The following is a 26,980-nucleotide window of genomic DNA, read 5'->3' on the forward strand; positions in this document are numbered from 1 at the left end:
TCCAATAAGTCTCCCGCATCGAAGAACCTGCGATGGCGGGCGGGGGGATCAAAGGGGAGGATGGCGTGGAACACGAAGGGACGTCGCTCATGGAGCCAACGGGCGCCGCGCCGCTCCGCCCCCGGGATCCCCGGGAAATCGGCCCGTACCGGCTGCTCGGCCGGCTCGGCGAGGGCGGCATGGGCACGGTGTTCCTGGCGAAGGCCCCCACGGGACGGTTCGTCGCGGTCAAGGTGGTGAAGGCGGAGTTCGCCAACCAGGAGGGCTTCGCGGCGCGCTTCCACGCCGAGGTCGACAACGCGCGGCGGGTGGCGTCCTTCTGCACGGCCCAGGTGCTCGACAACGGCGACACCGGGGACGGCAGGCCGTACATGGTGACCGAATACATCGCGGGCACCCCGTTATCCGCACAAATCGCGAAATATGGCGCATTGGAGCCGGGGCCGCTGCACGGCGTCGCCCTCGGCGTGGCGGCGGCGCTGGCCGCCATCCACGTGGCCGGGCTGGTCCACAGGGACCTCAAGCCCGCCAACGTGATCCTCTCGCTGTCGGGCCCGCGCGTGATCGACTTCGGCATCGCCAGGGCGCTCGACAGGGAGACCGGGTTCACGCTCTCCGGCGAGCTGCTCGGCAGCCCCGGCTGGTGGGCCCCCGAGCAGGTACGCGGCCAGACCGTCACGCCCGCCGCCGACATCTTCGCCTGGGGCTGCCTGATCACGTACGCGGGCAACGGACGCCATCCGTTCGGCCGCGGCGACCCCATCACGCTGGCCACGCGGGTGCTGCAAACCGCCCCCGACCTGGGCGCGCTGCCCGCGCCGCTGAACGAGCTGGTACGGCGGGCCACGGCGATGGACCCCGCCCACCGCCCCAGCGCCCAGGACCTGCTGCTCGCCCTGGTCGGCGGCGCGCCGGTCGCGGCGCAGGCCGACCCGCCCACCCTGGTCGCCACCGAGCTGCTCACCGAGTGGCAGCCGCCGCAGAACGTGGTGGACGAACCCGACATCACCGCCACCTTCGCCACCCCACCTCCGAGCGACACCATGGCCCCGGAGACACCCGCGACGGACCCGGCGCACGGCAGGCAGGGCGCGTCCGAGCTGGCGCGGCGCGAGGAGCAGGCCGCGCGGGACGAACTCGCCCGCGCCGACCAGGCGCTGCGGGACGAACGCGCACGCCAGGAGCGGCTCACCCCCGCCGAGCCTGCCGCCGGACCGGCCCCCCGGCGCTCGCTCAGCAGCCGCTGGCTGATCGCCGCCGCCGCGGCCGTGCTCGCCATCTCGGTCACCGCAGGCCTGCTGATCCTCTCGTCCGGACGCAACAGCGCGACTCCCGCCCGGCCACAGCCCACGGCCGCCGCGCAGCCGAACGACCTCGGCCACAGGTTCGCGCTCGGCGAGTCCTTCGACGACCCGCAGGTGATCGTGGCCGACGCCCCCCAGTGCGGCCTGAAGGAGTACCAGGGCAGGCAGCAGACCCAGGGCCAGCTCTGCGTGGTCCGCTGGACCATGCTGAACCCCGGCGGGGAACGCAGGCAGCTGGGCAACCCCACGGTCTCGCTCGTGGACGACCAGGGCGGACGCCATGACCCGGCCCCCGTCGCGTTACCCGACGTGATCGTTCCCGGTGGCCGCATCGACGGCGAGTTCGTCTTCGACGTGCCGCTCTACCGCAGACCGGCGCGGCTGTCGGCGACCATGCTCGACAGAGGCAGGCAGATCGAGGTCACACTATGAGGATCCGACCGGCCCTCCTGCTGACCATGGCCGCCACCCTCGCCCTCGTGCCCCAGACGACAGCCGCAGCGGTGGCCTCAGTGGTGGCCTCAGTGGCGGCCGCAGTGGTGGACACGGCGTGCTCGGGCACGAGCGACTTCGACGGCGACGGAGTGGACGACGTGGCCGTCGGCGACCCGTTCGGGAACGGGCAGAAGGGCGCGGTCCACGTCCTGTCCGGCGACAAGGTCGTCCCGGTCGTCGGCCCCGAGTCGGCGGCGGGCGACGCGTTCGGCTGGTCCGTGGCGCTGACCCGCGTCAACGGCGACGCCTGCGCGGACCTGGTCGTCGGCGCGCCCTACGCCGACGTCAACGGCGTCACGGACGCGGGAGCCGTCTACGTCCTTTATGGCGGGGGCGCGGCGCCACCGCAGCGCCTCACCGCTCCGGAGCCGCAGCGTGACGCGCACTTCGGCTGGTCGCTGGCCGCCCGGGGAGACCTGCTCGCGATCGGCGCCCCGTACGAGGACGAGGCCCAGCTGGCCGACGCCGGCTCGGTCTACGTCCGCAAGGGCGAGGGGCGGCTGCGCAGGATCAGCCAGGACTCCGCGGGCGTCCCCGGCAACGGCGAGGTCGGCGACCAGTTCGGCTGGTCGCTGGCCCTGGCGGAGGGCGACGGCCTGGTCGTCGGCGTCCCGTACGAGAACGACGACGGCGCCGGGCGCCAGGTCGGGGTGGGCAAGGTCGACTCGGGTTCGATCACCCTCATCCGGGACGTCCTGGCGCCCCGGCTCACCGCCGTGAAGGCCGACTCCCCGAGCAGGTCCAGCGGCGACAGGTACGGCTACGCCGTCGCCTACGCCAACGGCACGGTGGCGGCGAGCGCGCCCGGCGCGGGTTACGTCCAGCTGCTCGACCAGAACCTGCGCCCCGGCAGGACGATCAGGCCGGACGCCAAGGAGGCGTTCGGCTTCTCGCTGGCCGCTTCCTCCGACGGCAGGCTGGCGATCGGCTCGCCGTACGGCGGGGGCGTCAGGGTGGTCTCGCTGCGGAACCCGGACGACGACAGGAAGGTGCCCTCCGGCGAGGGGCTGTTCGGCTGGTCGGTGGCCTTCAGCGGCAACAGACTGTACGTGGGCCAGCCCGACGCGCCGCCTTACGGCAGGGTCTCCTCGGCCGGCCGCAACGCAGGCGACCTGCGGCCGCTCGCCCCGCCCAAGGGGGCCGACTTCGGCGCGGCGCTGGCGGGCGGCAGCTGACCCGGGCCGCCTTCCAGTGGCAGTTCAGCGGCGCCGGACGTCACCACTCGCCGAACACGGTGACGCCGTTCTCGCTGATCGCCTCGCAGAGCCGGTCGGCGGAGACCCCCTTGACCTCCGCCAGGCAGCGCAGGGTCAGCGGGATGAGGTAGGGGGCGTTGGGCTTGCCCCGGTGCGGCACGGGCGGCAGGTACGGGGCGTCGGTCTCGACCAGCATGAGCTCGACGGGCGCGACCTGGGCGGCCTCGCGCAGGTACCCGGCGTTCTTGTACGTGACAGGCCCGGAAAATGACATGAAATATCCGGCTTCAACGCACTTTTTCGCCATTTCGGCGTCACCGGAGAAGCTGTGGAAGACCACCACGTCGGGAGCGCCCTCGGCGGCGAGCACCTTCAGGACGTCGTCGTGCGCGTCGCGGTCGTGGATGACCAGCGCCTTGCCGGTGCGCTTGGCGATCTCGATGTGCGCCCGGAAGGAGGCGTGCTGGTCGTCCTTGGCGGCCCAGTCGCGGAAGTAGTCGAGCCCGGTCTCGCCCACCGCCCTGACGCCCGCCTGCCCGGCCAGCGCCTCGATCTCGGCCAGCACCTCGGGCGTGGCGGCGTGCGCCTCGTTCGGATGGATCGCCACCCCGGCGTAGACGCCCTCCTGCCCGGCCGCCGTCTCGGCGTTCCACCGAGACGACGGCAGGTCGTAGCCGATCGTGACGAGCCGGGTCACGCCCACCGCGCGCGCGTCGTCGAGGATGCCGCGAACGGTGGCGGACGCCGCCTGCGCGGCCTGCGCCACCGGATCTCCCGAGGACGCCTGGCGGTTGCCCACCATGATGTCGAGATGGCAGTGGCTGTCGAACACCGGAGCGGAGAGCGGCTCGGGCGCGGCGGGAACCTTGCTCATGGACGTCACTCGCCCAGCCGGGCCAGCTCCTCTTCGACGACCTTCGGGTCGAGCTTCTTGAACAGCGGCACGGGCGGCGCGAGCGGGGTGCCCGGCGTGATCGCCCGGTGCTCCCAGCGGGCCCCGCCGTCGTACTCACCGGTGATCACCGGGTACGACCCGCCGCCCTCCTCGTCGACCTCGCGGATCTCCGGCATGCCCGACCAGACGCCCTCGCCGCCGAGCATGGCGTGCACCTTGTTGGACGAGCTGGGCAGGAACGGCGTGAGCATGGTCTTGGCGTCGTCGACCACCTGCAGCGCCACGTGCAGGATCGACTTCTGCCGCTCGGGGTCGTCCTTGAGCTTCCACGGCTCCTGCTCGGCGAGGTACTTGTTGGCCTCGCGGACCACGTCGAACGCCTCGGTGATGGCGTTCTTGAACCGGGAACGACCCAGCTCGGCGCCCACGGGCGCGAACGCGTTGCGCGAGCGTTCGAGCAGCCTGCGGTCGGCGTCGGTCAGGTCGCCCGGCTCGGGCACCGCGCCGAAGTTCTTGGCCGCCATCGAGATCGACCGGTTGACCAGGTTGCCCCAGGCCGCGACGAGCTCGCCGTTGTTGCGGTTGACGAACTCCTGCCAGGTGAAGTCGGTGTCCTGGTTCTCGGGGCCGGCGACCGCGATGTAGTAGCGCAGCGCGTCGGCGTCGTAGCGCGCCAGGAAGTCGCGGACGTAGATGACGACCTGCCTGGAGGAGGAGAACTTCCTGCCCTCCATGGTCAGGAACTCGCTGGAGACCACCTCGGACGGCACGTTCAGCGCGCCGAACCCGCCGGGCCGGCCGTCTCGCGCGCCCTGCCCGTTGTAGCCGAACAGCATCGCCGGCCAGATCTCGGCGTGGAAGACGATGTTGTCCTTGCCCATGAAGTAGTAGCTCTTGGCGTCGGGGTTCTGCCACCACTGGCGCCACGCGTCGGGGTCGCCGGACCGCTTCGCCCACTCGATGGACGCGCTCAGGTAGCCGATGACCGCGTCGAACCACACGTACAGCCGCTTGTTCGGCTGGTCGCGCCACCCGTCGAGCGGGATCGGCACACCCCAGTCGAGGTCGCGGCTGATCGCCCGCGGCTGGAGGTCGTCGAGCAGGTTGAGCGCGAACTTCAGCACGTTGGGCCGCCACTCGCCCTGCTTGGACTGCAGGTAGGAGCCGAGCACCTCGGCGAAGGCGGGCAGGTCGAGCATGAAGTGCTCGGTCTCGACGAACACCGGGGCCTCGCCGTTGATGCGGCTGCGCGGGTTGATCAGCTGGATCGGGTCGAGCTGGTTGCCGCAGTTGTCGCACTGGTCGCCGCGCGCCCCGTCGTAGCTGCAGATGGGGCAGGTGCCCTCGATGTAGCGGTCGGGCAGGGTGCGACCGGTGGACGGCGAGATCGCCCCCATCGTGGTCTTCGGGAAGATATAGCCGTTGTCGTACAGGCCCTTGAAGATCTGCTGGGTGACGGCGTAGTGGTTGTTCGTGGTCGTCCGGGTGAACAGGTCGTACGACAGCCCCAGCCCGGTCAGGTCCTCGGCGATCACCCGGTTGTAGCGGTCGGCCAGCTCGCGGGCGGTGACGCCCTCCTTGTCGGCCTGCACCTGGATGGGCGTGCCGTGCTCGTCGGTGCCTGACACCATCAGCACCTTGTTGCCCGCCATCCGCTGGTAGCGGCTGAAGACGTCGGATGGCACGCCGAACCCGGAGACGTGCCCGATGTGGCGGGGGCCGTTGGCGTACGGCCACGCGACGGCGGTCAGGATGTGCTGGGACATAGCCCCAAGCCTACGGCTCTGCGCCCCCCGCCTCGAACCGGTTGGCCATTTCCGGTACGGCGCGGGGGCGGTTCAGTGCGTGTCGGCGGGGGCGGTGGACTCCTCGCGCGAGACCGCCTCCGCGGCCTCCTCCGCGGCCTTGGCAGCCACGTCGACCGAGGTCTCCTTGGTGCGGCGGATGCCGAGGATGCTGATGAACAGCGCCGCGAAGATCGTCTGGAAGCTCATGATGAGCGCCGTCGCCGAGGGGACGACGATGCGGAGCGCCTCACGCGGATCGAGCTCGCCGAAGCTGCGGCCCTGCCAGTGAGCCAGCGACATGACCAGGCCGACCAGACCGGCGACGGCCAGCAGGCCGCCGACCACGAGGCCCTTCTCCAGACTCACGATGTCGATGAGTTTCCGGACCCGTTGCGACTCGGGTAGAAAGCCCTCCTCCGCCGCGTACACCTTGGTGAACAGCGCGAACAGCGCCGCCTGGAAGCCGATCACCACCGCCGCCGACGCGCCGACCAGGGTGTCGACGTCGAAGGCCAGCTCGCCGATCACGACCGGGCCGAACGTCAGCGCGGTGCCGACGACCAGGCCGAGGATCATCAGGAAGATGCCCGGGTAGAAGAACAGCCACTTCGGGCTGTAGAGCAGCAGGAAGCGCAGGTGGCGCCATCCGTCGCGCCAGGAGCGCAGGTGCGGCGGGCGGGATCGGCCGTCGGGCGACAACGTGGTGGGCACCTCGCGGACGTCCAGGCCCGACAGGGTGGAGCGGACGACCATCTCGCTGGCGAACTCCATGCCGCCGGTCTGCAGGCCGAGCCGCAGGATCGAGTCGCGACGGAAACCGCGCAGGCCGCAGTGGAAGTCGCCGATGGCCGACGGGAAGAACAGCCGGCCGATGAACGACAGCACCGGGTTGCCCAGGTAGCGGTGCAGCGGCGGCATGGCGCCGGGCGCGATGCCGCCCTTGAAGCGGTTGCCCATCACCAGGTCGGCGCCGTCGCGCAACTGTTCGACGAAGGGCAGCAATCCGGTGAAGTCGTAGGAGTCGTCGGCGTCGCCCATGATGACGTACTTGCCGCGGGCGGCCCTGATGCCGCCCATGAGCGCGTTGCCGTAGCCCTTCTCGTCAACGTGGACCACCCGGGCTCCCGCATCGCGTGCGAGCTGTTGCGAGCCGTCCGTGCTGCCGTTGTCGGCAATGAGGACCTCGCCGTCGATACCGTGCTCCTCCATGCACGCCACTGCCTTGCGCACACAGACTTCCACGGTCTCCGCCTCGTTGAGGCAGGGCATGACCACCGTCAGTTCCACGTCTCAACCCTTCAGTTAAGGCTCTTCAAGCACACCATCATGCCCTGTGCCCAGAGCTGGTCGGGTCAAGACCAAAAAACGACTGGCATTCTTTACAGCATGGTGAGCGTCGCGGAGATTACCCCTGTGGACCACTCCGCCCCTGGCAGGACCGCTCGTGCGCTGGCGTTCCTGCGCCGTCATCGGGTGTTCGCCGCAGCCTTCGCCGTGGGCGGGGTGCTGCGGCTCGTGACGATGCTCGGATACGGGCCGGCGATGTGGTTCAACGACTCCTACGAGTACGTCTCGGTGGCGTTGCACCCCAGGCCGCACCCGATCCGGCCCGACGGCTACGGGTTCTGGTTGCTGCTGCTGAAGCCGTTCCACAGTTTCACGCTGGTGGTCTTCACCCAGCATCTGATGGGCTTGGCCACGGCCGCGCTGATGTACGCGCTGCTGCGCAGGAAGTTCGCGCTGCCGAAGTGGGGCGCCACGCTGGCCGCCGCGCCAGTACTGTTCGATGCCTACCAGATCCAGCTCGAACAGATGGTCATGTCCGACACCATGTTCATTCTGCTGGTTATGGGCGTGATCACGCTGGTGCTGTGGAACCGGCGGATGTCATGGAAGATCGGCGCGGTGGTCGGGCTGTTGCTCGCGCTCACCTGGCTTACGCGCTCGATCGGGCTGCCGATCCTGGCGCTGGTGGCGACCTATCTGCTGATCAAGAGGACCGGCTGGAAGCCGATCGTGGCGGTGCTCACGGCCTGCGCGATCCCTGTGGTGGCTTATATGGGGTGGTTCGCCACAAATTTCGGGAAATTCGCCATGACCAACAGCGACGGACTCATCCTCTACATGCGCACAGCGATCTTCGCTGACTGCAACAAGATGCACATCGACACCTACAAGGAGCTCCAGCTCGCGCTGCTGTGCATCAACGACCCCGTCGACGAGCGCAAGGACTACGCCCAGTGGTACCTGTGGGGCCAGGGCAGCGGCGACGGCAAGGGCACCGGCGAGGTCCTGCACCGCTGGGGGGCCAACAAGAAGTTCACCGAGTTCACCAACGAGGCCGCGAGCGCGTTCGCCACCCGGGCGATCACCTCGCAACCCGGCGACTACCTGGCCGTGGTCGCCCGCGACTTCTTCCGCGCCTTCCACTGGAACCGGCCGATCTTCCCCGACCCGTCCACGTACAACATGTACGAGTTCAAGCCGTACTACGACCTCGACGAGAACGGCCAGCCCAAGCGGCTGCCGAAGTGGCCGTCGATCGGCGGCCGCACCGACACCGACGCGTTCGCCTACGAGCAGGGCCCCCCGGAGACGCGGATCGCGCACCCCTGGGCCGACATCATGAGCGCCTACCAGAAGGTCTTCTACCTGCGCGGCATCATGCTGGGCGGGATCCTGCTGATCGGCCTGTACGGGGTCGTGGTGCGCTGGCGCAGGCTCGGCGGCCCGGTGGTGCTGCCCTGGCTGGGCGCGTTCGGCCTGATCCTGGCGCCCGCAGCGACGGCCGAGTTCGACTACCGCTACCTGCTGCCCGCCGTCCCCCTGGCCTGCATGGCGGCGGCGATCACGCTGCGGCACGGTCTCATTTGGGGGCGACGGTCACCCAAGAACTCGTCAGCATCCGAGCCCACCACTGTCCCTGCGTGATCGTCTCGGCGGCCAGCACCGGGTACAGCCACCAGAAGTTGATCAGCACGATGAGCGCGAACGCGCCCACGGCCGCGGCGCCCGCCGCCCGGCGCGCCGGGGGCGCGTTCTGCTTGCCCAGCGCCAGCCCGGCCACCAGCACCAGGGCGAGCACCATGAACGGCAGCAGCGGGATCATGTAGAAGAGGTACATCGTGCGCTTGTCGGCGACGGCGTAGTAGAACCAGGGCAGCCAGCCCGCGGCGTAGGCCAGCAGCACCGCGCCCGCCCGCCAGTCGCGGGAGTAGACGTACCAGGCGATCAGCCCGAGCAGGGCCAGCAGGGCGCCGTACCAGAGGGCGGGCGTTCCGACGCCGAGCACGGCCTGCGAGCACTTGTCGGCCCCGCACGCCGACGACGGCAGGTCCGCCGGGTAGTAGAACGAGACCGGTCTATACAGCACCGGCCACGTCCAGGGGTCCGACATGTACGGGTGGTAGAGGTGCAGGCCGGTGTGGTAGCCGAGCACCTGCCACTGGTACTGCAGCCAGGACCGCGCCGAGTCCACCACGAAGAACAGCGGCCCTGAGGACGTCGCCTGCTCCCAGTTGCGTCCGTAGCCTCCGGCGGTGACGAACCAGCCCGTCCACGTCAGCACGTACGTCGCCGCGGGCACGGCGAGCAGCGCGCCGAGCGCGCCGGGCAGGTCGAGCGCGAACATCCCCCGGTACGGCTGCCGCAGCCCGACGGCGCGCCTGGCACCCGAGTCCCACATCAGCGACAGCACCGCGAACGCGATCAGGAAGAACACTCCGGACCACTTGACCGCGCAGGCCGCGCCCAGGCAGGCGCCCGCGCCCAGCCGCCACCACCGCACGCCGAGCCGCGGCCCGAGGTCCGGCAGCGGCGAGCTGTCGCGCCAGTCGGCCAGCCGCCGCCTGGCCTGGTCGCGGTCGACGACCAGGCAGGCGAACCCGGCCAGCACCCAGAACATCAGGAAGATGTCCAGCAGGGCCGTGCGCGAGAGCACCAGGTGCAGGCCGTCGAGCGCCAGTAGCAGGCCCGCCAGGCAGCCGAGCAGGGTCGAGCGGGTCATCCTGCGCGCCAGCCGGGCCAGGATCAGGATCGACAGCGTGCCCACCACGGCCGCCGCGAACCGCCAGCCGAACGGGTTCATCCCGAACAGCTGCTCCCCGGCCCCGATCATCCACTTGCCCAGCGGCGGATGGGCCACGTAGGACCCGCAGTCGGCGAACTGGGGGCACTGTTTGAAGATGTCCAGGTCGCCGGCGATCAGGCGCTTGTCTGCGATGGGGTCCTTGTCGGTGCCGAGGGTGATCCGCTCGACGCCGAACCTGATCAGCGAGTACGCGTCCTTGATGTAGTACGTCTCGTCGAAGACGATCGCCCTGGGGTCCTGTAACCGGACGAAGCGGAGGATGCCGCCGAAGATCGTGACCAGGATGGGGCCGAGCCACCCCCACAGGGCGGTTCCCTGCATCGGCGGGACCAGCCTTTGCGATGAAACCCCCCAGTTCTTCACGATGCGCACCCTATGGGGTGTCGGATCTCCTGTGAACCGCGTCGTACAGCTCGCGCTTCGGCAGCCCGGCACGTTTGGCGACGTCCACGATGGCGGCCTTGCGCTGCTCCCCTTCGGCCACCCGGCGATCGACCTCGGCGACGAGATCGTCGACGTCGAGCTCGCCCGCCGCGGCGACGTAACCGGCCACCACGACGGTGATCTCGCCCTTGACGCCCGGCGCCGCCCACTCGGCCAGCTCGGCCAGGCCGCCCCGCCGCACCTCCTCGTAGGTCTTGGTCAGCTCGCGGCAGACGGCCGCGCGGCGGTCGGGGCCGAACGCCTCCGCCATCGCCTCCAGCGAGTCGTGCAGCCGGTGGGGCGCCTCGAAGAACACCATCGTGCGCTCCTCCTCCGCCAGGGACGCCAGGCGGCGGGCGCGCTCTCCCTGCTTGCGCGGCGGGAAGCCCTCGAAGCAGAACCGGTCGCTGGCCAGGCCCGAGACGGCCAGCGCGGTGGTGACGGCGCTCGGCCCCGGCAGCGCCGTGACCTTGACGCCCTCCTCCACGGCCAGACTCGTCAGCCGGTAGCCGGGGTCGGAGACGCCCGGCATGCCGGCGTCGGTGATGACCACCACCGTCCGGCCCTCTTTGAGCATCTCGAGCAGCTCCCGCGCCCGTCCGGCCTCGTTGGCGTCGTAGTACGAGACCACGCGCCCGGTGATCTCCACGCCGAGTTCGGTGGCCAGCCTGCGCAGCCTCCTGGTGTCCTCGGCCGCCACCACGTCGGCGCTCCCGAGCACCTCGCGCAGCCGCGGCGAGACGTCCCCCGCCTGTCCTATCGGGGCTCCTGCCAGCACCAACCTGCCGTTTCCCGTCACTGAACCATTGTGGCAGGGCATCCGAATTGGCGGTGATTCCTGGGTAAGCACCTGCTTGGGGCCCGTACGATGTCCGAATGGCGGTGACCGATTTCCCGTACAAGGCCTTCGGCGATCCCGAGGCCAACGAGAGCAGTCCCCGAACATCATCGGTACGTGACCGGCTGGTCCCGCCGATGCGCGGCAGCGTGCTGTGGGGGTGGATCGGTCCGCTGCTGGTCACCGTCTTCGGCGGCATCCTCCGCTTCGTCAACCTGGGCCATCCCAACGCCGTCGTCTTCGACGAGACCTACTACGCCAAGGACGCGTACTCGCTGATCACCTGGCTGGTCGAGCGCGTCGCCGTCAAGGACGCCGACAAGGCGCTGATCGCCGGGAACACCGAGATCTGGGAGAAGTGCACGGAGCAGACGCTCGACAAGTGCGCCTCCTACGTGGTCCATCCGCCGCTGGGCAAGTGGATGATCGGGGCCGGGGAGTGGCTGTTCGGGATGAACCCGTTCGGCTGGCGGTTCGCGGCGGCCGTGGTGGGCACGCTGTCGATCCTGATCCTGGCCCGGCTGGCGCGCAGGATGACCCGCTCGACCCTGCTCGGCTGCTTCGCGGGCCTGCTGCTCGCGCTCGACGGCCTGCACTTCGTGCTGTCCCGTACCGCGCTGCTCGACATCTTCCTGATGTTCTGGGTGCTCGCGGCGTTCGCCTGCCTGGTCGTCGACCGTGACCAGGCCCGGCGGCGGCTGGCCGACTGGTACGAGAACTCCCCGGTGTCTGCGCACGGGCCGTCGCTGGGCGTGCGGTGGTGGCGGATCGCGGCCGGCGCCTGTCTGGGGGCGTCGATGGCGGTCAAGTGGTCGGGGCTGGCGTTCGCCGTCGCCTTCGCGATCATGTCGCTGCTGTGGGACTTCGGCGCGCGCAGGGCGGCGGGCGTCCGCCACCCGTACCTGGGCGCGCTCTCCAAGGACGTGTCCAACGGCGCGATCGCGTTCGCCGTCGTGCCGTTCGTCACGTACATGGCCACCTGGACGGGCTGGTTCGCCACCGCCACCGGCTACGGCCGCCACTGGGACCAGGCCACCTCGTCGGGGCCGTTCTACTTCGTCATCGACTCGGCGCGGTCGTGGGTGCAGTACCAGTGGCAGGTCTTCAGCTTCCACAGCGGGCTGGCGACCTCGCATCCGTACATGTCGGATCCGTGGCAGTGGCCGCTGCTGCTGCGTCCCGTCGCCTTCTACTACGAGGGCAAGCAGGGCGGCTGCGGCGCGGCCAAGGACTGCTCCGAGGCCGTGCTGGGCGTGGGCACGCCGGTGATCTGGTTCGGCGCGCTGGCCGCGCTGGTGGCGCTGATCGCCTGGTACGTCTCCTCCCGCGACTGGCGGGCGGGCGCGGTGCTGCTGGCGTACGCGATGGGCTGGCTGCCGTGGTTCTACTTCGCCATCGCGCAGAACCGCACGATGTTCCTGTTCTACGCGGTGCCGATGGTCCCGTTCATGGTGCTGGCCATCACGCTCTGCGCCGGGCTGATCATCGGCCCGGCGACGCAGACGGCGACGGGCGCGCTGCCCATGCGCCGAACCCTGGGTGCCGCCACGGTCGGGGCCTTCGCCCTGCTAGCATTGATCAACTTTTGGTGGCTGCACCCGATCCTGTCGGCGGAGCTGATTCCTTACACAGAGTGGAAGGCGAGAATGCTCTTCGACAAACGATGGATCTAACCGGTCATATCCGCTCAATAGGGCTTTCGTAGGGTAGTCGCTGTGCAAGACCCAATACGCACCGGATTCGGTCATCGTCAGGCCCGGGGTCGATACGGCAAACTTCGAGGCATGAGTGCACCGGACGTCACCGCGCTCCTGGCCGAGTTGGAGCGATCCGAGCCGGATCTGGCCGACGACGCCAGAACGGCCGTCGAGTGGTTGACGGGCGGGGAGCCGCTGGAGACGGTCACCCAGCTCGACGTCTGCGAATTTCTCTGGTACACGCTGCCGCTCAAGGTCGGCGGCGACCACGAGCGGCTGGCCCGCGCCCTCGGCCGGCTGCTCCAGCTGGGCGGGCTCGAGCGCTACGCCGCACTGTGCGCGTCCCCGACCACCACGCAGATCCTGCGCACCTACCAGCGCGACGGCGAGGACGCCGGCACCGCCGCCTACCAGGAGGCGCTGGAGGCCACGGGAGTCCTCCCGCCCGACGTGCCCGACCTGCAGTGGAGCATGATCATGGGGCCCGAGGAGCTGGGCGCCCACGTGGCCTGCTCTGCGGCGCTGGAGCTGGCGATCGTCGCCGGCGACCCGATCGACCGTAAGGCGCTGACCACCCGCTGGCTCACCGAACCCCGCACCGAGCTGGGCGGCGACAACTGGCTGCATCGCGTGCACGGCGAGCGGCTGAACCGCTGGGTGCTCGGACGCGGCCCGGCCAGGCGGGAGCTGGCCCAGCCGTTCGAGGTCCGGCTGCACGCGCCGGTCACGCCGCAGCCGCTGCCCGCCCTCCAGGGCCTGCTGTCACTCGCCGCGTCCGAGGAGAGCCTGCCGCTGCGGCTGGCCCCGTCTCCCGCCGCGCTCAGGCTGCGCGAGCTGGCCGAGCACGAGCTGGGTGCGCTCACCCGGCGCGGCGCCAGGCTGACGATCACCGAGCGGGGCCGGGCGCTGCTCGACTCGTCCGAGGCCATGTGGGAGGCGGTCACCAGGCTGCTGCTCGCCAAGGGCGAGCACGAGTTCGAGGCGTCGGCGCGCGAGGCCGCGCTCATGCTGCTCGCCGACGGCGTCCTGATGTCGCCCGCCGAGCTGCGCGAGAAGGTCGCCGAGGTGGTCGGCGGCGAAGGCTGGCACCCGACGACCGGGCTCGACGACGTGTCCGCGCCCGTGAGCGACCTGGTGGGGCAGCTCACCGCGCTCGACCTGGCCTTCGGCGACGAGTTGGCGGTACGCCTCACGCGGCCGGGCCAGTTCGCGGCCATGGCCGCGCTGCGCGCCCACGCGCTGCGCCCCCGGCAGTACGTCAACGCCGGCTGAGGCCCCGCGGCGCCTCACCGGCGGCGGCCGTCGAATCCAGGCGCCTGCGAGGCGCCCGGACCGGCGTCTCAGCCGCTGGGAACTCGACCCAGCGCCTGCTTGAACTCCGGGCAGTCCACGATCGGGTCGTGCGTGCAGACGGCGGCGTGCCGCAGGCTGTCACGCAGCCGGGTGAGCTGATCGACGCGCTGGCTCACCTCGCGCTCCTTGGCCGCCATCCGCTCGCGCAGCTCCGTGTCGGACGGCCTGGCCCCCAGGAAGGTGGCGATCTCGGCCAGCGCGAACCCGGCGTCGCGGGCGCAGGCGATCAGCGCCAGCCGTTCCAGCGTCTCCGGGGTGTACGCGCGACGCAGACCGTTGCGCCCGTCGGCCATGATGAGGCCCTTGCGCTCGTAGAACCGCAGCGCCGACGGCGCCAGGCCGGAGCGCTGCGCCACCTCTCCGATGTCGAGCAGCATCCGCACTCCCTTGACTTGAACCGCGCTTCAAGTCGCAGTCTAGACCGCATGCGAATCCACCACCTCAACCTGGGCTCGATGCGCGAGATCGAGTCCACGTACGACCTCGCTCCGGCCAACGCCGTCTGCCACGCCCTGCTCGTCGAGACCGCCGACTCGCTGGTGCTCGTCGAGACCGGCCTGGGCACCGACGACGTGGCACGTCCCGGCGAACTGCTCGACCCCGACTGGGTGGCGCTGGTCGAACCGTCGCTCACGCCCGCGGAGACCGCCGTACAGCAGATCGCGGCGCTCGGTCACGACCCCGCCGACGTCCGCCACATCGTCCTGACACACCTGGACGTCGACCACAGCGGCGGCCTGCCCGACTTCCCGCAGGCCGAGGTCCACCTCATGGCGGCCGAACTGGACGCCGCCCTGGCCGAGGGCCCCAGCCTTCGCTACCGCACCGGCCACTGGGCGCACGGCCCCCGCTGGGTCACCTACGCGGACGGCGGATCGCCGTGGTTCGGCTTCGACGGCGCGCACGAACTGACAGGGCTGCGGGACATCCTGCTGGTGCCGCTCGGCGGGCACTCACGCGGCCACGCGGGCGTGGCGGTGCGCGACGGCGACCGCTGGCTGCTGCACGCCGGTGACGCCTACTTCTACCACCGCGAGCTGTCACGCACGGCCCCGGAGTCGCACCCGCTCTTCGACATCGTCCAGCTCAGGTCCCAGGTGGACGCGGAGCTGCGGCTCGCCAACCAGGCGCGGCTGCGCGAGCTGCCCGAGGAGGTGACGGTCGTCTCCGCCCACGACCCGTGGGAGCTGGCTCAGCGGCTCCCCTCGCGCACCTGAGCCGTTCCCCCTAGGCGTGTCCGGATCGGACCATCAGGTGCTCCTCGATCAGGTCGGCGATCATTCCGGCGCCGCGGCTGTTCTGGTGCACGGTGTCGGTGGTCAGCCGCAGGCCGCGTCGTTCGGCGATCTCGTCAAGGCTGCGGCGGAGCACGAAGTGCTGGGTCGAGGCCGTCGAGGACAGCAGCATCCCGGGCCGGTAGTGCGTGCCGGGCCGGTGGCCCGAGGTGCGCAGGTCCTCGACCTGGCGTTCGTGGAGCGGCAGGTAGTCGGCGTTGTGCGCCGCCGCGACCTCCTGGGCGATGGCGCTGTACTCGCCGGCCCTGCGCAGCGGGACCGAGTCCAGGTCCTCGCCGATGACCGGCAGCGACAGCACGGCGACCCGCGCGTACGTGCGCTCTTCGAGGCCCTGGAGGATCGCCGCCAGGTTGTCGGCGTACCACTGGGCGGACGGCCTGACCGGCAGCCGTTTGATCAGCGTCATGAGCCGCCTGTTGGCCTCGCCCAGGGTGGCGTTCGCGTCGTTCGTGCCCACGAGGACGATCACGTGGTGGGGGTCCTCGGCGACGATCCGGTCCAGGCGTCCGGCGACGTTGTAGGCGAGGTCGTAGTTCACGCCGTGGTTGACGAAGGTGTACGGCCGGTCCTGGAACCGTCTGCGCAGCAATTGGACGTAGTCCACGCTGACCTGGCCTCGGGTGATGCTGTCACCCACACAGACGATGCGCTCTGTCACTTCATCTCTCCAGTCAGTGGGTGCTCACTCACTCATAGGGTGAGTGAGCACTCACCCACCTGTCAACCGGACGGCGCCTCCCAGTCCCAGAGCGGGACCTCGCGCAGGGGGTGCAACTGGTCGTCCGTCTCGGCGTGGGAGTTCTGCATGGCCACCTGCGTCCCGAACTCCACGTGGGAGCGGAGCGCCTCCCGGAACGGCTCGTCGTCGGGCAGCCCTGCCCGATCGGCCGCCGCCAGGTACAGCTCGACGAATCGGCGGCGCTGCGGTTCGGTGATCCTCAGCCCTCGATGCGCTCTGATCAACAGCGGAAAGCCGCCCATCTCCGCGGAGAAGGTGGCCGGGCCGCCGAAGGTCTCGGCGGTGAAGGCCGTCAGGTTGTCGATATGCCGAGGACGTCCGGCACCGAACAACGGCTGCAGCACCGGATCCACCAGGACGCTTCCGTAGAAAATCTCGATGAACCGGCGGAGACCTTCCTCGCCGCCGGCGTGCTCGAAAAGAGTTTCCATAATTACATCATTACACGCAATTCCCCGGCGGGCCAGGAATTCTCCGGGCAGGCGGACACCTGCATGTCCGCCTCATTGACCTTGCCCTCTCCGCGAACCGCGCACACCGCGATGAAAGAAAGGACGCCGTCCAGCACGTCCTTTCCACCTGCTCTTCAGAACCGAGCAGGTGAAGCAATCAGATGACTCGGCCCCCAGACAGCCGCAGCCGATCGCCCTCTTCCGGCAGTGCGCGGCACCGTACGCAGATGCGCTCACTTCGACCCGGTTCAACTCCTACCGGATCGCCAATGACTGTCCGCCGACCATCTCTTGGGCGCGGCTCATCGCGGAGGTGAACCCGTCCACGCCGTGGATCGCGCTCGCGCCGCGTCGAATACGTTTGAGCCGTTCGTCGTTCTGGTACGTGAAAGAGGCATGAAGAACTGGCGAATCACGCTCCTACCTGCGCTCGTCCTCGCGCTCGGCATGGGCGCAACGGAGCCGGCCCAGGCGGACACCGAGAAGACGAGGACGCTGATCACGCTCCACAAGGAGGGCGGCTTCGCGGGGCTCAACGATCAAGTGATCGTGTACACCAACGGATGTGTCCGGCTGAGCCGCCGCATGGGGCCGACCGTGGACGAGTGCCTGACCGAGACGGAGATGCGGACGCTGCGCGCTCACCTGAAGAACCTGCGTCTCGGGCGTTCGGAGCCCCAGCCGCAGGGCGCCGACTTCATCAAGTACACGATCGCCTACCGGGGGACCCGCGTCAGCCGCTACACGCTGCCCTCTTCCTGGAGCCCGGTGGTGCGGGACCTGGAGAAGGCCATGGAGAAGTACTGGGAACCGGACTGAGAGGAGATGTTCGAGTACCACGTGCCGTCCACGCCCAGCTCATCACCGCAAAGGCACCAAGCCTCGCCGCACCACCTGACCAGCTACACCTAGCCAAGCGCGACATGTTCACGAAGTCCCGAACGCGAAGATCAGAGTTAGGCCTTCGAGTCCGGCTTCCAGTCCTGGACGAGGAGCCCGAGCAGCACCTGGTCCAGGAACTCGCCCATCACCCAGGCCGAGGAGCGCAGCACGCCCTCGCGGACGAAGCCGTTGCGCTCGGCGGAGCGCAGCATCGCGGCGTTGTCCGACAGCGTCTCGATCTGCAGTCGCTGCAGGCCGCGCACGACGAAACCGTAGTGGCACAGCACCGCGACCACGTCGGTGCCGTAGCCCTTGCCGCGGACCGACGGCAGCAGCCCTAGCCCGATGTGCGCGGACCGGTTGTGGTTGTCGATGCCCCACAGCGTCGCGGTGCCGACCAGCGTGCCGCCGTCCAGCTCCACGACCGAGAACGGGACGTGCCCTTGCTCCGTGTCGTCCACCACGAGCCGCGGATCCTTCGAGCCGGGCGTGATCGGCCGCCACGGTCGGCCTTCGGCCCGCGCGGAGTTGACCACGTCGTCGTAGAGCTCGGCCCGCAGGATCGGAATATCGTCCTCGTGCCGGGCCCTGAGCCCGACCTTGTTACCTCTAAGCATGCAGGATTCCTATCCGACCGGGCGGTCCGGCGGCAAACCAGGCCCATCCTGGCCTGTGCTCTCAATCGACTTCGCAGACAGATCGAAAGAGGGAAGAAGGTGACAGAATGCCCGGCATGACCGGATCGGATCCGAAAGCGGATCTTCATCGTTACCTGCAGTCCGCCCGCGAGGCCCTGGTGTGGAAGCTGGAGGGGCTTTCGGAGTACGACATCCGGCGGCCGCTGACGCCGACCGGCACCAACCTGCTGGGGCTGATCAAGCACGTGGCCAGCGTCGAGCTTGAGTACTTCGGCGGAACCTTCGACCGGCCGTCCAACGAGCCGCTGCCCTGGTTCGAGGACGACGCGGAGCCCAACGCCGACTTGTGGGCGACCGCCGACGAGTCGCGCGAGCAGATCGTCGGCCTGTACCACCGGGCATGGGCGCACTCGGACGCGACGATCCACGCGCTGGCGCTGGACGCGACCGGCCACGTGCGGTGGTGGCCGGACGACCGGAGCCAGGTGACGTTGCACCAGATCCTGGTGCACGTGATCGCCGAGACAAATCGGCACGCCGGACATGCCGACATCGTCCGGGAGCTGATCGACGGGGCCGTCGGGATGCGAGCAGGCAACGACAACATGGCGCCGGTTGACCAGGCGTGGTGGGAGACCTACCGGGGCCGGCTGGAGCGCGCGGCACAGGAAGCCGGCTAGGTCCTGCGGCTGTCCGGCCGACGAACCCGGCGAACGATCAGGTCTGGAGCCGGCACGGACGTGGGGCGGCCCACCGGTTGTTCGAGGCTCTGCCGACTGAGCTATGCAGACCGAAGCCTGCGACGGGGCCCGAACCCGCGACCTGAGCAGGTCAGGCGAGTTCCTCGAGCTGCCGTACGACTCTGTCGATCGGCGCTGAGGCGTCGATCTCGACGGTCGCGGTGGCTCGTAGCAGCGGCTCGACGACGGCCAGGTGGTGCAGGATGGCGGCCCGCTCTTCGGGCCGCTTGCCGTAGGGGTTGTTGGTTCGTTCGGCGACGCGGGCCAGCAGCACGTCAGCGGGCGCGCTCAGCAGCACGATGTGGTCGAACTGCGGGTAGAACCGCCCCTGGTTGCTCTTACAACCGGCCACGAACAGGCTGCCTTCCTTGTGGTCGGCGAGCAGATCGGTCATCGCCTCTTCCCGCCATACCCAGTCGGACGAGCCGTCGGGCAGGGTCACCCAGTGGCTCCACCGGCCGTAGTCGGTATCGACGGTTCGATGCCCTCGCGCGCCCAGGATCTGCAGGGAAGTCGATTTGCCGGTGCCCGACATTCCAGTGATCAAGACTTTCGGCATGTCGAAAGGCTATACACGGCGACCGACAACCTTCTTCCTTCCCCATCTCGCACAGCAGTCGCCTGACCGAGCGGACCACCGCCCGGTTGGCCGTTCGGCGGCTATGGGGCCGGCGGCGGGGCGGTCACCAGCAGCCGCAGGGGGGCGAACGCCTCCGCCAGGTCGATGCGGTCGGGTGCGAGGAGCCACTGCTGGTGGATGCCGATCACGGCGCCCACCACGGTGACGGCCAGCGCCTCCGCAGAGGTGCCCGGGGGCAGCGGGAGACTCTCCAGCCACCTCCTGCACAGGTCGCGCAACGTGTTGTGGATCTCGACATAGCGGTCGTGGATCGGCGAGCCGGGCTCCAGCGCCTCCACCAGGAGCGTGACGAAGAGCTTCGAGGTGGGCAGCCGCATGAGCATGTCGGCGCGTTGCCGCATGTTGTCGAAGCTCGCCGCCTCCTCGGGTAGCCCGCTGCGGATCACGTCCAGCGAGCGCTCGAGGACGGCGAGCAGCAGCCCCTCCTTGCTGCCGAAGTGCCACGGGATCGAGCCCCTGCTGATCCGGGACCGCTCCGCCACGTCGGCGAACGTGGTCTGCCTGTACCCCTTCTCCGCGAACAGCTCCGCCGCCGCCGAGAGGATCAGCTCGCGGCTCTCCTGACTCGTCTGCTCTCGTCGCGTTGTCATGGCACCTCCCTTTGTGCCGACAATCATATTCTATGCCGATCAACACAGGAGGTGGCCGAGTCGGTCGCGTCCTCGCGATCGCCCGCCTGCGGGCGAACCAGCCGGCTCAGAGGACCTTCCAGTCGAGCTCACCGGCGACCGCCTGGGGCTTCCAGTAGCCGACGGAGCCGCCGTTCTCCATGGCGTCGGCGGTGGCCTTGAGCAGCGCGTAGTACGAACGAATCCGGCCCCCTCCAGGCGTGAAGCTCATACTGCCCTCATGATCGGTGTAGCCGACGTCACGCTTCACCGAGTCGATCACGAGGTGGTCGCCCATCCCGTTGGCGCCGATGGGGAGCATGCGCCCGTCCCACCATTCCGTTCGTGGATCGGAGAACTCCACGCCACCCTCGTCCTCGGCGTCGATCTCGCACAGGCTTCGCCACGTGTCCCGGATCCTCAGGACACTCAGGTTCTCGTGGCCCAGAAAACCGAAGCCCCAGGTGTCCTTCATCATGACGGCCCCGTCGTGCCGTAGGAGTGAGGCCCGCAGGTCGTCGGGGAACCGCACGCCCATCTGCGCCTCAGCCGCCGCGATGGTCTCAGCCTTTCCTGGCTTGCCGAGCGTGCGATAGCTCCTTGGGGCGTTGGTCTTCAGCCACGCCTCGATCCGCTGCCACTGCCGGTCCACTGCCCGGGTCACCTTCGCGTTGAGCGTCCGTACTCGCGGGTCGGCGGTCTTGGGCCGGCAGTCCGCGTCGGGGCTCGACTCATCGGCCGGAACCGGCTCTTGCGTCTCCCCTCCCTCGCTCGGCTGAGGGACGTGATCGCTGTCTGGAGCGGAATCCGTGTCGATCGCAGCGAAAAGGCAAGCGGCGCATGGCTCGTCCTGGACCGCATCTGCGTACTCGGTGGAGGTCTCCGCGAAGACCTCCACCCCCGTTTCCTTGGAGAAGACCGCAGATTCAAGGGTTTGAGTACCGACAGCGAGCAGGAGAAGCGTGAGTCCGGCCATGCCCCAACGGGTCAGGCGACGTCGGGCGGCTTCGTCCAGCGGCTCCCCCGGCTCGCCGGCGCTGAAGATTCTTGCGAACGTGGGGCGGTCGACGACGGAGGGCTTGGAGTCGTAGCGCTTGAGATCCTCAGCGGTGGGAGTGCCGAGGATCGGGACCGGGGGCCAGCGAGATCCGGGTCCGCTCTCGGTCTCGGCGGGGTACGAGGCAGCTGCCTCGTCCTGCCGGACTGGACGCCCTCCCGTCGGGCGCCGGCGAGAGCGCACGAGCGCGACGATCGCCGCTGCCGCAATGGCCGCCCCAAGCGCGAGCCATACCCCGCGGGAGGTGATCAATCGCCGCACGTCCGGCAGAGTACCGGGAATCGGTCTGCATGGAGATCAAAAGCCCTCCGGATGATCCCGAAGAGCCCTTGAGCGTCCACGCCGGGAGCACCTCGCCAGGGCCGCCGGTTCTGAGCTCAGGAGAGGTCGGCGCCCTGGACGTACGCCATCGCCTTGGTGAACACCGGGTCACTCAGGCGGCGCTCCATCTCCTCGGGAGAGACGTCCTCGATGCGGGTCTGGATCCACCACAGGTTGCCGAACGGGTCCCGGACCCGGCCGACCCGGTCGCCGAAGAACAGGTGCGTGACCTCCGTGTGCGACGTGCCCCCCGCCTCGACGGCCTGGCGGTGAGTGGCGTCGGCGTCGGGGACGTACAGGCGCAGGAAGGCCGGTGTCCGCGGCCAGTCGGGCTTGGCGTCGAACATCATCACCACCGCGTCGCCGACCCGCACCTCCGCGTGGCCGATGCGCCCCTCGTCGTCGGTCACCCGCCCCAGCTCCACGGCGTCGAACGCGTTCTTGAGGTAGTCGATCAGCCCGGCGGTGTCGTGGGAGATGATCCACGGCGTCACGGTGGTGTAGCCCTCGGGGATGGGATTGACAGTCATGCTTCCTCCAGGAACGCGAAGTACGTACGAGCGACGCTATTCCGGGAGTAGGTCAGATCCCGTCCTATATCAGCGGGCATTCTTGGACTATGACGGAATCCCGCCTCCTAAGCCTGCTGTCCCTGCTCCAGACCCCACGCGAGTGGCCCGGCGGCGAGCTGGCTGAGCGCCTGGGCGTCAGCCGCCGTACCGTTCGGCGCGACATCGAGCGCCTGCGCGCCCTCGGCTACCCGGTCGAGGCCACCATGGGAGCCGACGGCGGCTACCGGCTGGTGGCGGGCACCGCGATGCCGCCGCTACTGCTGGACGACGAGGAGGCGGTGGCCATCGCCGTCGGCCTGTCCACCGCGGCCCGGCATCCGGTGCAGGGGATCGAGGAGGCGTCGGTGCGCGCCCTGGCCAAGCTGGAGCAGGTGCTGCCAGCTCGGCTGCGCTACCGGGTCAGGTCGCTGGGCGGTGCCACCGTTCCGATCCCAGGCGTCCCGGGGCCCGAGGTCGATCCCGAGCAGCTGACGACTCTGGCGGCAGCCGTGGCCAACCGGGAGCGGGTGCGGTTCGCGTACCGGGCCCATGACGGATCGACCAGCACGCGCCTGGTCGATCCCCACCGCATGGTCGCGGCCGGGCGGCAGTGGTATCTGCTCGGGCACGACCGCGACCGCGACGACTGGCGGATCTTCCGCATCGACCGCATCGCCGACCTGCACGCGACCGGCGCCAGGATCGCGCCGCGCGACCTGCCTGCCGAGGACGCCGCCGCCTACGTGACCGAGAAGCTCTACTCGCTCGCACCCACCTATGAGGCGGTCATCACCCTGCACACGCCTGTGACCGAGGCGATCAGAGGCCTGGGCGAGGTCGCCCCGATCTCCGAAGGGACGTGCCGACTGCGCACGCACGCCGACACGCTGGACTGGCTCGCCTTCCGGCTGCTGGCGCTGGGCTGCGAGTTCGAGGTGCACGAGCCGGCAGAGCTGAACGCGCGCCTGCTGGCCCTCGCCGCCCGCCTCACCCGCGCAGCGGCCCAGTAGCCAGGAGCACCAGCATGGCTAGCGATACTTGTTGAGGGACGCCACAACAAGCTTGGCCGCCCGATCGGCGGTCGCGAAGCCGGGGTGCCGGGCTCTGACGTCGATGACCACCGAGACGTTCGAGAACCGGTAGACGATCTTCGTCTCGTAGAGGTACGTCATGAAACGCATGCGTCGGGTGTAGCTGAACGCCGCGTCGCCGATGTCCGGCCCCTTGCGGACCTTGGTCCCCGGGGTGCGCTTCGGCTCGTCCTTCATGAAATCGACCATGTTGTCGTAGAACTGCGTGGCGAACGAGGCACCGGGCAGGCGAGTCACCGTGATATTCAGCGAGGTGGCGTCCGCCCCGTTCCAGGAACAGGTCTGGGCCAGCATCCACTGGCGCTTCATCGAGGTGCCGAACAACGAGCGCGTCTGGGCGTTGCTCAGCAGGTCGCACGCCTCGAAGTCGCGCCCGATCAACGGCGTGGCCGAGGGGGTGTGCACCATCGGAGGCACGACGGAGTAGGTGGCAGGAGGCGCGAGCGCGTACCCGATGATGCGGATGACGTTCGGGAACAGGTACGGCACGACTGCCACCCCCGCCGCCACGATCAGCACCACCGCGAGCACGGCGCCCAGGACGACCTGGGTGCGGCGGCGGCGGCGAGGCAAGCGTCTCGGCTGGGTCCGCTCCTGCCTGAGGGCTGGGCCGGTCGTGGGGGCCCCTCGTGCGATGGCTTCCAGCCAGCCGGCCACCTCCTCGGGAGAGCAGCGACGCGCCGGGTCCTTCTCCAGGATCGCGGCCAGCACAGGTGCGAGCGGGCCGGCCAGTCGGAAGGGGGCCGGCTCCTGCATCAGCACGGCCGCCAGCACCGCGGCCTCGTTCGGACGGGCGAACGGCGGGCCGCCCTCCACCGCCGTGAAAAGCGTGGCACCCAGCGACCACAGGTCGGCGAGCGGGCCGTCGGCCTCACCGCGCAGGCGCTCCGGGGCGATGTAGCCGGGCGAGCCGGACAGCAGCCCCGTCTGGGTGAGCGCGGAGTCTCCGGCGATGATCGCGATGCCGAAGTCGGTCAGCAACACCCGCCCGTCGTCGGTGAGCAGGACGTTGGCGGGTTTGACATCCCTGTGCAGAATCCCGGACGCGTGCGCGGCCGCGAGGGCGTCGAGCATCCGGACGCCGATCGTGGCGACCCGTTGCGGCGGCAGCGGGCCGTCGTCGCGTACGACCTGGTCAAGGGAGCGGCCGCGGACCAGCTCCATGACGATCCACGGCCGTTCGCCGTCGAGGACCACATCATGCACGGTGACGATGGACGGGTTCGAGCGTAGGGTCGCGGCCGCGCGCGCCTCGCGGAGCGTGCGCTCGGTCAGTTCGGCCCGCGAGGCGTCGTCGAGGTCCGGTGGGAGCCTGACCTCCTTGACGGCCACCTCCTGCTGCAGGAGTTCGTCCATCGCCCGCCAGACCGTGCCCATGCCGCCCTGACCGAGTTGCGACAGCAGCCGATAGCGGCCCGCTAGCAGCGCCACCATGTCCCAACGGGCGCCTGAGGCACTGTGACCATCCGTCGCCTCCTGGATCTCACGGTCGGCCGGGCAAGTCGATAGTAGGGGCCAATGCGGCGAGAGGCGAGTGAATCGTGATCAAAGGTATCCGCGCGCTACCGCGGCTCTCGCCGCGATCCGCGTCGCACGCGCCTCTGCACCTCACAGCCCCGCCTTCCGGCGGCCGGCGTGGTGCCGGAGTCGGCCTGGCACCTAGAGTGCCCGAATGATCGAGATGCCAAGGGCGTTCGCGCGGAGCACTGTGGAGCGTGAAGGAGAGCCCGGAGCGGCGTGGCTCGCCGAACTGCCTGGGATCGTGGAGGAGCTGCTGGGGCGCTGGGAGTGCGTGCTGGACGGCGAGGTCATGCACGGGGCTGTCGGGCTCGTCGTCCCGGTGCGATGGCGAGCCGAAGGGACCGCCGTCCTGAAGGTGTCGTTTCCGCATCCCGGCAACGTCCATGAGCCGGACGCATTCGCAGCATGGGGCGGGCACGGAGCCGTTCTGCTGCACGAGCGCGACGACGAGCGTTTCGCCATGCTGCTCGAGCGGGTCCAGACGTCGACGCTGGCAGAGGTCGAAGACGGCGATGAGGTTGTAGCGGTCGCCGGGCGGATCAGTCGCCGACTGGCCATCCCCGCGCCGCCCGGTCTGCCGCGGCTGCGCGAGCAGGCCGACGCCTGGGAGGAGCAGCTACGCACGGATGCCAAGGAGCTGCCCCATTCACTGGCGCCTTACGTCGTGGACGCCGCCGTGGCGACCATCCGTGAGCTGGGCCGCGTCCAGCCGGACGTCCTCATCCACGGCGACCTCCACGCCGGGAACATCCTGCGCGCCGACCGTGAGCCCTGGCTCGCCGTCGACCCCAAGGGGTACGCGGGAGACCCCGCTTACGACGGCGGCACTCTGCTCAAGTCGCGCGCGCTGACGCTGCTCGAAGCGGACGACCTGCGCAAGGCCCTCCACCACACCCTGGACGTCTTCGTCGACGCCGCGGAACTAGATCGCGAACGCGCCCAGCGATGGGCTCAGCTCCACGCCGTCCAGGCTGCGTTCTGGGGCCGCCGCCACGGATTCCGCATCGCCCGCAGCGGACCACGACTGGACTGGGTCACCCAGTTCGCAGACCGCCTGGCGGAGCTGCTCACGGAACGCAGCCGACGAACCTCGGCCGGCGTCCGCTGACTTCGGTCCCATGACATTCCGGCCGGAGTACGTCTACTCGGGTATGGCACTTGTTGAGGTGGATATCTCGATGTCGGTGGACGGGTTCGTCACCGGGCCCGACCTGGCCGAATGGCCCGGGCTGGGCAAGAGCGGCGAGCGGCTGCACGCGTGGCTCGGGCACGACGAGGGGCGGCGGCTGAGCGAGGGCGCATTCGAGGGGTCGTCGCAACACGGTGATCGCTTACTGGCGTGGACGAAGTAGCTGTAGTCACGACACCTGGGCGCTGAACACGGTGTTGCGGCGCAGCTGTTCGGCGCACCATCGGAAGTGCCCGTCGTTGTCGTCCATGCCGAAGAGATCGTAGGTGGTGAGGGCGTATACGGCCTGGTAGACGGTGAGGGCGGCAGGCGCGTAGCCGAGTTCCTGTGCGAAGAACCGGGTGAGTTCCGCGGTGTGCTCCTCGGCGTACGGGCCGTACATGTCCCAGATGGCCGCGGTGACGGCCGCCTCGAATGCCGGGTCGCCTGCGGTCGTATAGAAGCCGAAGTCGAGTACGGCGACGGGTCGGTCGGCGGCGGTGTGGATGTTGGGCGGGACGAGGTCGCCGTGGATCGCTGTGACCGGAGCGTCGGGCAGCGACCGCAGTGCTTTCAGCGTGCGTTCGACCCCCGCGCTGAAGTTCGGCACCTCCACGGCCAGCGCAGCGCCGTGCCGGGCCGCTGCTCGAACGACCAGGGCCGCGAGCGCGTCCTGGAAGCGGTCGTGATCCTGCCACAACGGACGGTCGTCGCCCTGGACGGTCAGTTGGCGCATCGCGTCCGTACCCGGCACCGAGGCGAGGCCGCGCAGGACGGCAAGCAGCGCGTTCCTGTGGGCGACGGGCAGCTTACGCTCGTAGTCCTCGTGCGCGCAATCGCCCCGCATTGGGACGCCAGGCAGCTCACGCTCGTACGTCACCACGATGCCCTCGTGCTCCTGGACCTCGAAGATCTCCGGGGTGGCGAATGGCAGTCGGTGTTGTGCGATGTCCGCGTACACCTGGCGGGTGAGCTCGGTCGGCGGCCGACCGGTCCACACCTTGGCGACCTGGCCGTCACCCAGCCTGTAGACGACGCCCTCGACACCGGCGCCGATACGACGGGCCCCTGGGTGTCCGCGGCCGGCGAAGTATCCGGGCCACGGATCAGCGTCGGGGGCCGCTTCGGCCTTCGGTGGGATCTCCATCTGCGCATTAGATCAGCGGCTGTACCAGCCCGACCAGGCGTTTTCGGCAGCG

Annotated in this window: 27 protein-coding genes; 11 read left to right on the plus strand and 16 right to left on the minus strand. The window is 69.6% G+C overall.

The window, feature by feature from the left end; translation table 11 throughout:
* The first annotated feature begins 89 nt into the window (after positions 1-89).
* Positions 90-1,736: a serine/threonine-protein kinase gene (locus ABZ297_RS06905; RefSeq protein ID WP_355340836.1), complete on the plus strand. Its 1,647-nt coding sequence runs from the start codon at positions 90-92 to the stop codon at positions 1,734-1,736.
* Positions 1,733-2,974, plus strand: coding sequence for a hypothetical protein (locus ABZ297_RS06910; protein WP_355340588.1), 1,242 nt, complete (start codon positions 1,733-1,735; stop codon positions 2,972-2,974). The genes ABZ297_RS06905 and ABZ297_RS06910 overlap by 4 nt, the downstream gene beginning before the upstream one ends.
* A gap of 40 nt (positions 2,975-3,014) precedes the next feature.
* Here the strand turns inward: ABZ297_RS06910 and ABZ297_RS06915 are convergent, their stop codons facing one another.
* From ABZ297_RS06915 to ABZ297_RS06925, 3 genes are all read right to left on the minus strand, one after another.
* Positions 3,015-3,869 (minus strand): TatD family hydrolase, encoded by an 855-nt coding sequence (locus tag ABZ297_RS06915; RefSeq protein WP_355340591.1) that lies wholly within the window; start codon positions 3,867-3,869, stop codon positions 3,015-3,017.
* Positions 3,870-3,874: 5 nt separating this feature from the next.
* Complete coding sequence (gene metG, locus ABZ297_RS06920; protein WP_355340594.1) at positions 3,875-5,656, minus strand: methionine--tRNA ligase; 1,782 nt, start codon at positions 5,654-5,656, stop codon at positions 3,875-3,877.
* 72 nt (positions 5,657-5,728) lie between these two features.
* Complete coding sequence (locus ABZ297_RS06925) at positions 5,729-6,964, minus strand: glycosyltransferase family 2 protein (protein ID WP_355340597.1); 1,236 nt, start codon at positions 6,962-6,964, stop codon at positions 5,729-5,731.
* Between the two features lie 99 nt (positions 6,965-7,063).
* On the opposite strand from ABZ297_RS06925, the gene ABZ297_RS06930 reads away from it, so the two are divergent.
* Positions 7,064-8,608, plus strand: coding sequence for a hypothetical protein (locus ABZ297_RS06930; protein WP_355340600.1), 1,545 nt, complete (start codon positions 7,064-7,066; stop codon positions 8,606-8,608).
* On the opposite strand, the gene ABZ297_RS06935 is transcribed toward ABZ297_RS06930, so the two are convergent.
* Complete coding sequence (locus ABZ297_RS06935; RefSeq protein ID WP_355340603.1) at positions 8,544-10,088, minus strand: phospholipid carrier-dependent glycosyltransferase; 1,545 nt, start codon at positions 10,086-10,088, stop codon at positions 8,544-8,546. The two genes, ABZ297_RS06930 and ABZ297_RS06935, sit on opposite strands and share 65 nt — an antisense overlap.
* 52 nt (positions 10,089-10,140) lie before the next feature.
* Positions 10,141-10,989 carry a 16S rRNA (cytidine(1402)-2'-O)-methyltransferase gene (rsmI, locus tag ABZ297_RS06940; RefSeq protein WP_355340606.1) on the minus strand — a complete coding sequence of 283 codons (849 nt, stop codon included), beginning with the start codon at positions 10,987-10,989 and terminating at the stop codon, positions 10,141-10,143.
* Positions 10,990-11,066: 77 nt separating this feature from the next.
* Here rsmI and ABZ297_RS06945 point away from each other — a divergent pair, with 77 nt between their 5' ends.
* Positions 11,067-12,701: a phospholipid carrier-dependent glycosyltransferase gene (locus ABZ297_RS06945; protein WP_355340609.1), complete on the plus strand. Its 1,635-nt coding sequence runs from the start codon at positions 11,067-11,069 to the stop codon at positions 12,699-12,701.
* Positions 12,702-12,812: 111 nt separating this feature from the next.
* Positions 12,813-13,997, plus strand: coding sequence for a hypothetical protein (locus ABZ297_RS06950; RefSeq protein ID WP_355340612.1), 1,185 nt, complete (start codon positions 12,813-12,815; stop codon positions 13,995-13,997).
* A gap of 68 nt (positions 13,998-14,065) precedes the next feature.
* Here ABZ297_RS06950 and ABZ297_RS06955 read toward each other — a convergent pair whose 3' ends face one another.
* Positions 14,066-14,455, minus strand: coding sequence for a MerR family transcriptional regulator (locus ABZ297_RS06955; RefSeq protein ID WP_355340614.1), 390 nt, complete (start codon positions 14,453-14,455; stop codon positions 14,066-14,068).
* Positions 14,456-14,503: 48 nt separating this feature from the next.
* On the opposite strand from ABZ297_RS06955, the gene ABZ297_RS06960 reads away from it, so the two are divergent.
* Positions 14,504-15,295 carry an MBL fold metallo-hydrolase gene (locus tag ABZ297_RS06960; RefSeq protein ID WP_355340617.1) on the plus strand — a complete coding sequence of 264 codons (792 nt, stop codon included), beginning with the start codon at positions 14,504-14,506 and terminating at the stop codon, positions 15,293-15,295.
* A gap of 10 nt (positions 15,296-15,305) precedes the next feature.
* Here the strand turns inward: ABZ297_RS06960 and ABZ297_RS06965 are convergent, their stop codons facing one another.
* The 3 genes from ABZ297_RS06965 to ABZ297_RS06975 form a co-directional block, all read right to left on the minus strand.
* Complete coding sequence (locus tag ABZ297_RS06965) at positions 15,306-16,031, minus strand: SGNH/GDSL hydrolase family protein (RefSeq protein WP_355340620.1); 726 nt, start codon at positions 16,029-16,031, stop codon at positions 15,306-15,308.
* 62 nt (positions 16,032-16,093) lie between these two features.
* Positions 16,094-16,543, minus strand: coding sequence for a group II truncated hemoglobin (locus ABZ297_RS06970; RefSeq protein ID WP_355340623.1), 450 nt, complete (start codon positions 16,541-16,543; stop codon positions 16,094-16,096).
* Between the two features lie 2 nt (positions 16,544-16,545).
* Entirely contained in the window at positions 16,546-16,680 is a 135-nt protein-coding gene (locus ABZ297_RS06975; protein ID WP_355340626.1) for a hypothetical protein, read from the minus strand.
* 280 nt (positions 16,681-16,960) lie between these two features.
* Here ABZ297_RS06975 and ABZ297_RS06980 point away from each other — a divergent pair, with 280 nt between their 5' ends.
* Positions 16,961-17,383, plus strand: coding sequence for a hypothetical protein (locus tag ABZ297_RS06980; protein WP_355340629.1), 423 nt, complete (start codon positions 16,961-16,963; stop codon positions 17,381-17,383).
* A 137-nt stretch (positions 17,384-17,520) separates the two neighbouring features.
* On the opposite strand, the gene ABZ297_RS06985 is transcribed toward ABZ297_RS06980, so the two are convergent.
* Positions 17,521-18,063: a GNAT family protein gene (locus ABZ297_RS06985; RefSeq protein ID WP_355340632.1), complete on the minus strand. Its 543-nt coding sequence runs from the start codon at positions 18,061-18,063 to the stop codon at positions 17,521-17,523.
* Between the two features lie 116 nt (positions 18,064-18,179).
* On the opposite strand from ABZ297_RS06985, the gene ABZ297_RS06990 reads away from it, so the two are divergent.
* Positions 18,180-18,764: a DinB family protein gene (locus ABZ297_RS06990; RefSeq protein ID WP_355340635.1), complete on the plus strand. Its 585-nt coding sequence runs from the start codon at positions 18,180-18,182 to the stop codon at positions 18,762-18,764.
* 151 nt (positions 18,765-18,915) lie between these two features.
* Here ABZ297_RS06990 and ABZ297_RS06995 read toward each other — a convergent pair whose 3' ends face one another.
* The 4 genes from ABZ297_RS06995 to ABZ297_RS07010 form a co-directional block, all read right to left on the minus strand.
* Positions 18,916-19,383, minus strand: coding sequence for an AAA family ATPase (locus ABZ297_RS06995; RefSeq protein WP_355340638.1), 468 nt, complete (start codon positions 19,381-19,383; stop codon positions 18,916-18,918).
* Between the two features lie 101 nt (positions 19,384-19,484).
* On the minus strand, positions 19,485-20,054 hold the full coding sequence (locus ABZ297_RS07000; protein WP_355340641.1) for a TetR family transcriptional regulator: 570 nt from the start codon (positions 20,052-20,054) through the stop codon (positions 19,485-19,487).
* Positions 20,055-20,160: 106 nt separating this feature from the next.
* Positions 20,161-21,390: an SMI1/KNR4 family protein gene (locus ABZ297_RS07005; protein ID WP_355340644.1), complete on the minus strand. Its 1,230-nt coding sequence runs from the start codon at positions 21,388-21,390 to the stop codon at positions 20,161-20,163.
* Between the two features lie 116 nt (positions 21,391-21,506).
* Entirely contained in the window at positions 21,507-21,980 is a 474-nt protein-coding gene (locus ABZ297_RS07010; RefSeq protein ID WP_355340647.1) for a VOC family protein, read from the minus strand.
* Positions 21,981-22,069: 89 nt separating this feature from the next.
* Here ABZ297_RS07010 and ABZ297_RS07015 point away from each other — a divergent pair, with 89 nt between their 5' ends.
* A complete protein-coding gene (locus ABZ297_RS07015) occupies positions 22,070-23,011 on the plus strand; it encodes a YafY family protein (RefSeq protein WP_355340650.1) in 942 nt (313 codons plus the stop codon).
* 18 nt (positions 23,012-23,029) lie between these two features.
* Here ABZ297_RS07015 and ABZ297_RS07020 read toward each other — a convergent pair whose 3' ends face one another.
* Positions 23,030-24,526 (minus strand): serine/threonine-protein kinase, encoded by a 1,497-nt coding sequence (locus ABZ297_RS07020; protein ID WP_355340653.1) that lies wholly within the window; start codon positions 24,524-24,526, stop codon positions 23,030-23,032.
* 238 nt (positions 24,527-24,764) lie between these two features.
* Here ABZ297_RS07020 and ABZ297_RS07025 point away from each other — a divergent pair, with 238 nt between their 5' ends.
* Together ABZ297_RS07025 and ABZ297_RS07030 are read left to right on the plus strand one after the other, a co-directional pair.
* Positions 24,765-25,721 (plus strand): aminoglycoside phosphotransferase family protein, encoded by a 957-nt coding sequence (locus tag ABZ297_RS07025; RefSeq protein WP_355340657.1) that lies wholly within the window; start codon positions 24,765-24,767, stop codon positions 25,719-25,721.
* Between the two features lie 10 nt (positions 25,722-25,731).
* A complete protein-coding gene (locus ABZ297_RS07030) occupies positions 25,732-25,965 on the plus strand; it encodes a hypothetical protein (protein WP_355340660.1) in 234 nt (77 codons plus the stop codon).
* Between the two features lie 6 nt (positions 25,966-25,971).
* Here ABZ297_RS07030 and ABZ297_RS07035 read toward each other — a convergent pair whose 3' ends face one another.
* Positions 25,972-26,928, minus strand: coding sequence for a phosphotransferase (locus ABZ297_RS07035; RefSeq protein WP_355340663.1), 957 nt, complete (start codon positions 26,926-26,928; stop codon positions 25,972-25,974).
* Positions 26,929-26,980: the final 52 nt, after the last annotated feature.

The sequence above is a fragment of the Nonomuraea sp. NPDC005983 genome (assembly GCF_040614375.1).
Classification (GTDB): Bacteria; Actinomycetota; Actinomycetes; order Streptosporangiales; family Streptosporangiaceae; genus Nonomuraea.

Excerpts from the sequence above, each read along its gene's own strand:
- ABZ297_RS06905 (WP_355340836.1), top strand. The coding sequence starts at position 90 with ATGGAGCCAACGGGCGCCGCGCCGCTCCGCCCCCGGGATCCCCGGGAA.
- ABZ297_RS06910 (WP_355340588.1), top strand. The coding sequence starts at position 1,733 with ATGAGGATCCGACCGGCCCTCCTGCTGACCATGGCCGCCACCCTCGCC.
- ABZ297_RS06915 (WP_355340591.1), bottom strand. The coding sequence starts at position 3,869 with ATGAGCAAGGTTCCCGCCGCGCCCGAGCCGCTCTCCGCTCCGGTGTTC.
- metG (WP_355340594.1), bottom strand. The coding sequence starts at position 5,656 with ATGTCCCAGCACATCCTGACCGCCGTCGCGTGGCCGTACGCCAACGGC.
- ABZ297_RS06930 (WP_355340600.1), top strand. The coding sequence starts at position 7,064 with ATGGTGAGCGTCGCGGAGATTACCCCTGTGGACCACTCCGCCCCTGGC.
- ABZ297_RS06935 (WP_355340603.1), bottom strand. The coding sequence starts at position 10,088 with ATGCAGGGAACCGCCCTGTGGGGGTGGCTCGGCCCCATCCTGGTCACG.
- ABZ297_RS06945 (WP_355340609.1), top strand. The coding sequence starts at position 11,067 with ATGGCGGTGACCGATTTCCCGTACAAGGCCTTCGGCGATCCCGAGGCC.
- ABZ297_RS06950 (WP_355340612.1), top strand. The coding sequence starts at position 12,813 with ATGAGTGCACCGGACGTCACCGCGCTCCTGGCCGAGTTGGAGCGATCC.
- ABZ297_RS06955 (WP_355340614.1), bottom strand. The coding sequence starts at position 14,455 with ATGCTGCTCGACATCGGAGAGGTGGCGCAGCGCTCCGGCCTGGCGCCG.
- ABZ297_RS06960 (WP_355340617.1), top strand. The coding sequence starts at position 14,504 with ATGCGAATCCACCACCTCAACCTGGGCTCGATGCGCGAGATCGAGTCC.
- ABZ297_RS06970 (WP_355340623.1), bottom strand. The coding sequence starts at position 16,543 with ATGGAAACTCTTTTCGAGCACGCCGGCGGCGAGGAAGGTCTCCGCCGG.
- ABZ297_RS06980 (WP_355340629.1), top strand. The coding sequence starts at position 16,961 with ATGAAGAACTGGCGAATCACGCTCCTACCTGCGCTCGTCCTCGCGCTC.
- ABZ297_RS06985 (WP_355340632.1), bottom strand. The coding sequence starts at position 18,063 with ATGCTTAGAGGTAACAAGGTCGGGCTCAGGGCCCGGCACGAGGACGAT.
- ABZ297_RS06990 (WP_355340635.1), top strand. The coding sequence starts at position 18,180 with ATGACCGGATCGGATCCGAAAGCGGATCTTCATCGTTACCTGCAGTCC.
- ABZ297_RS06995 (WP_355340638.1), bottom strand. The coding sequence starts at position 19,383 with ATGCCGAAAGTCTTGATCACTGGAATGTCGGGCACCGGCAAATCGACT.
- ABZ297_RS07000 (WP_355340641.1), bottom strand. The coding sequence starts at position 20,054 with ATGACAACGCGACGAGAGCAGACGAGTCAGGAGAGCCGCGAGCTGATC.
- ABZ297_RS07010 (WP_355340647.1), bottom strand. The coding sequence starts at position 21,980 with ATGACTGTCAATCCCATCCCCGAGGGCTACACCACCGTGACGCCGTGG.
- ABZ297_RS07015 (WP_355340650.1), top strand. The coding sequence starts at position 22,070 with ATGACGGAATCCCGCCTCCTAAGCCTGCTGTCCCTGCTCCAGACCCCA.
- ABZ297_RS07020 (WP_355340653.1), bottom strand. The coding sequence starts at position 24,526 with ATGGTGGCGCTGCTAGCGGGCCGCTATCGGCTGCTGTCGCAACTCGGT.
- ABZ297_RS07025 (WP_355340657.1), top strand. The coding sequence starts at position 24,765 with ATGATCGAGATGCCAAGGGCGTTCGCGCGGAGCACTGTGGAGCGTGAA.
- ABZ297_RS07030 (WP_355340660.1), top strand. The coding sequence starts at position 25,732 with ATGACATTCCGGCCGGAGTACGTCTACTCGGGTATGGCACTTGTTGAG.
- ABZ297_RS07035 (WP_355340663.1), bottom strand. The coding sequence starts at position 26,928 with ATGGAGATCCCACCGAAGGCCGAAGCGGCCCCCGACGCTGATCCGTGG.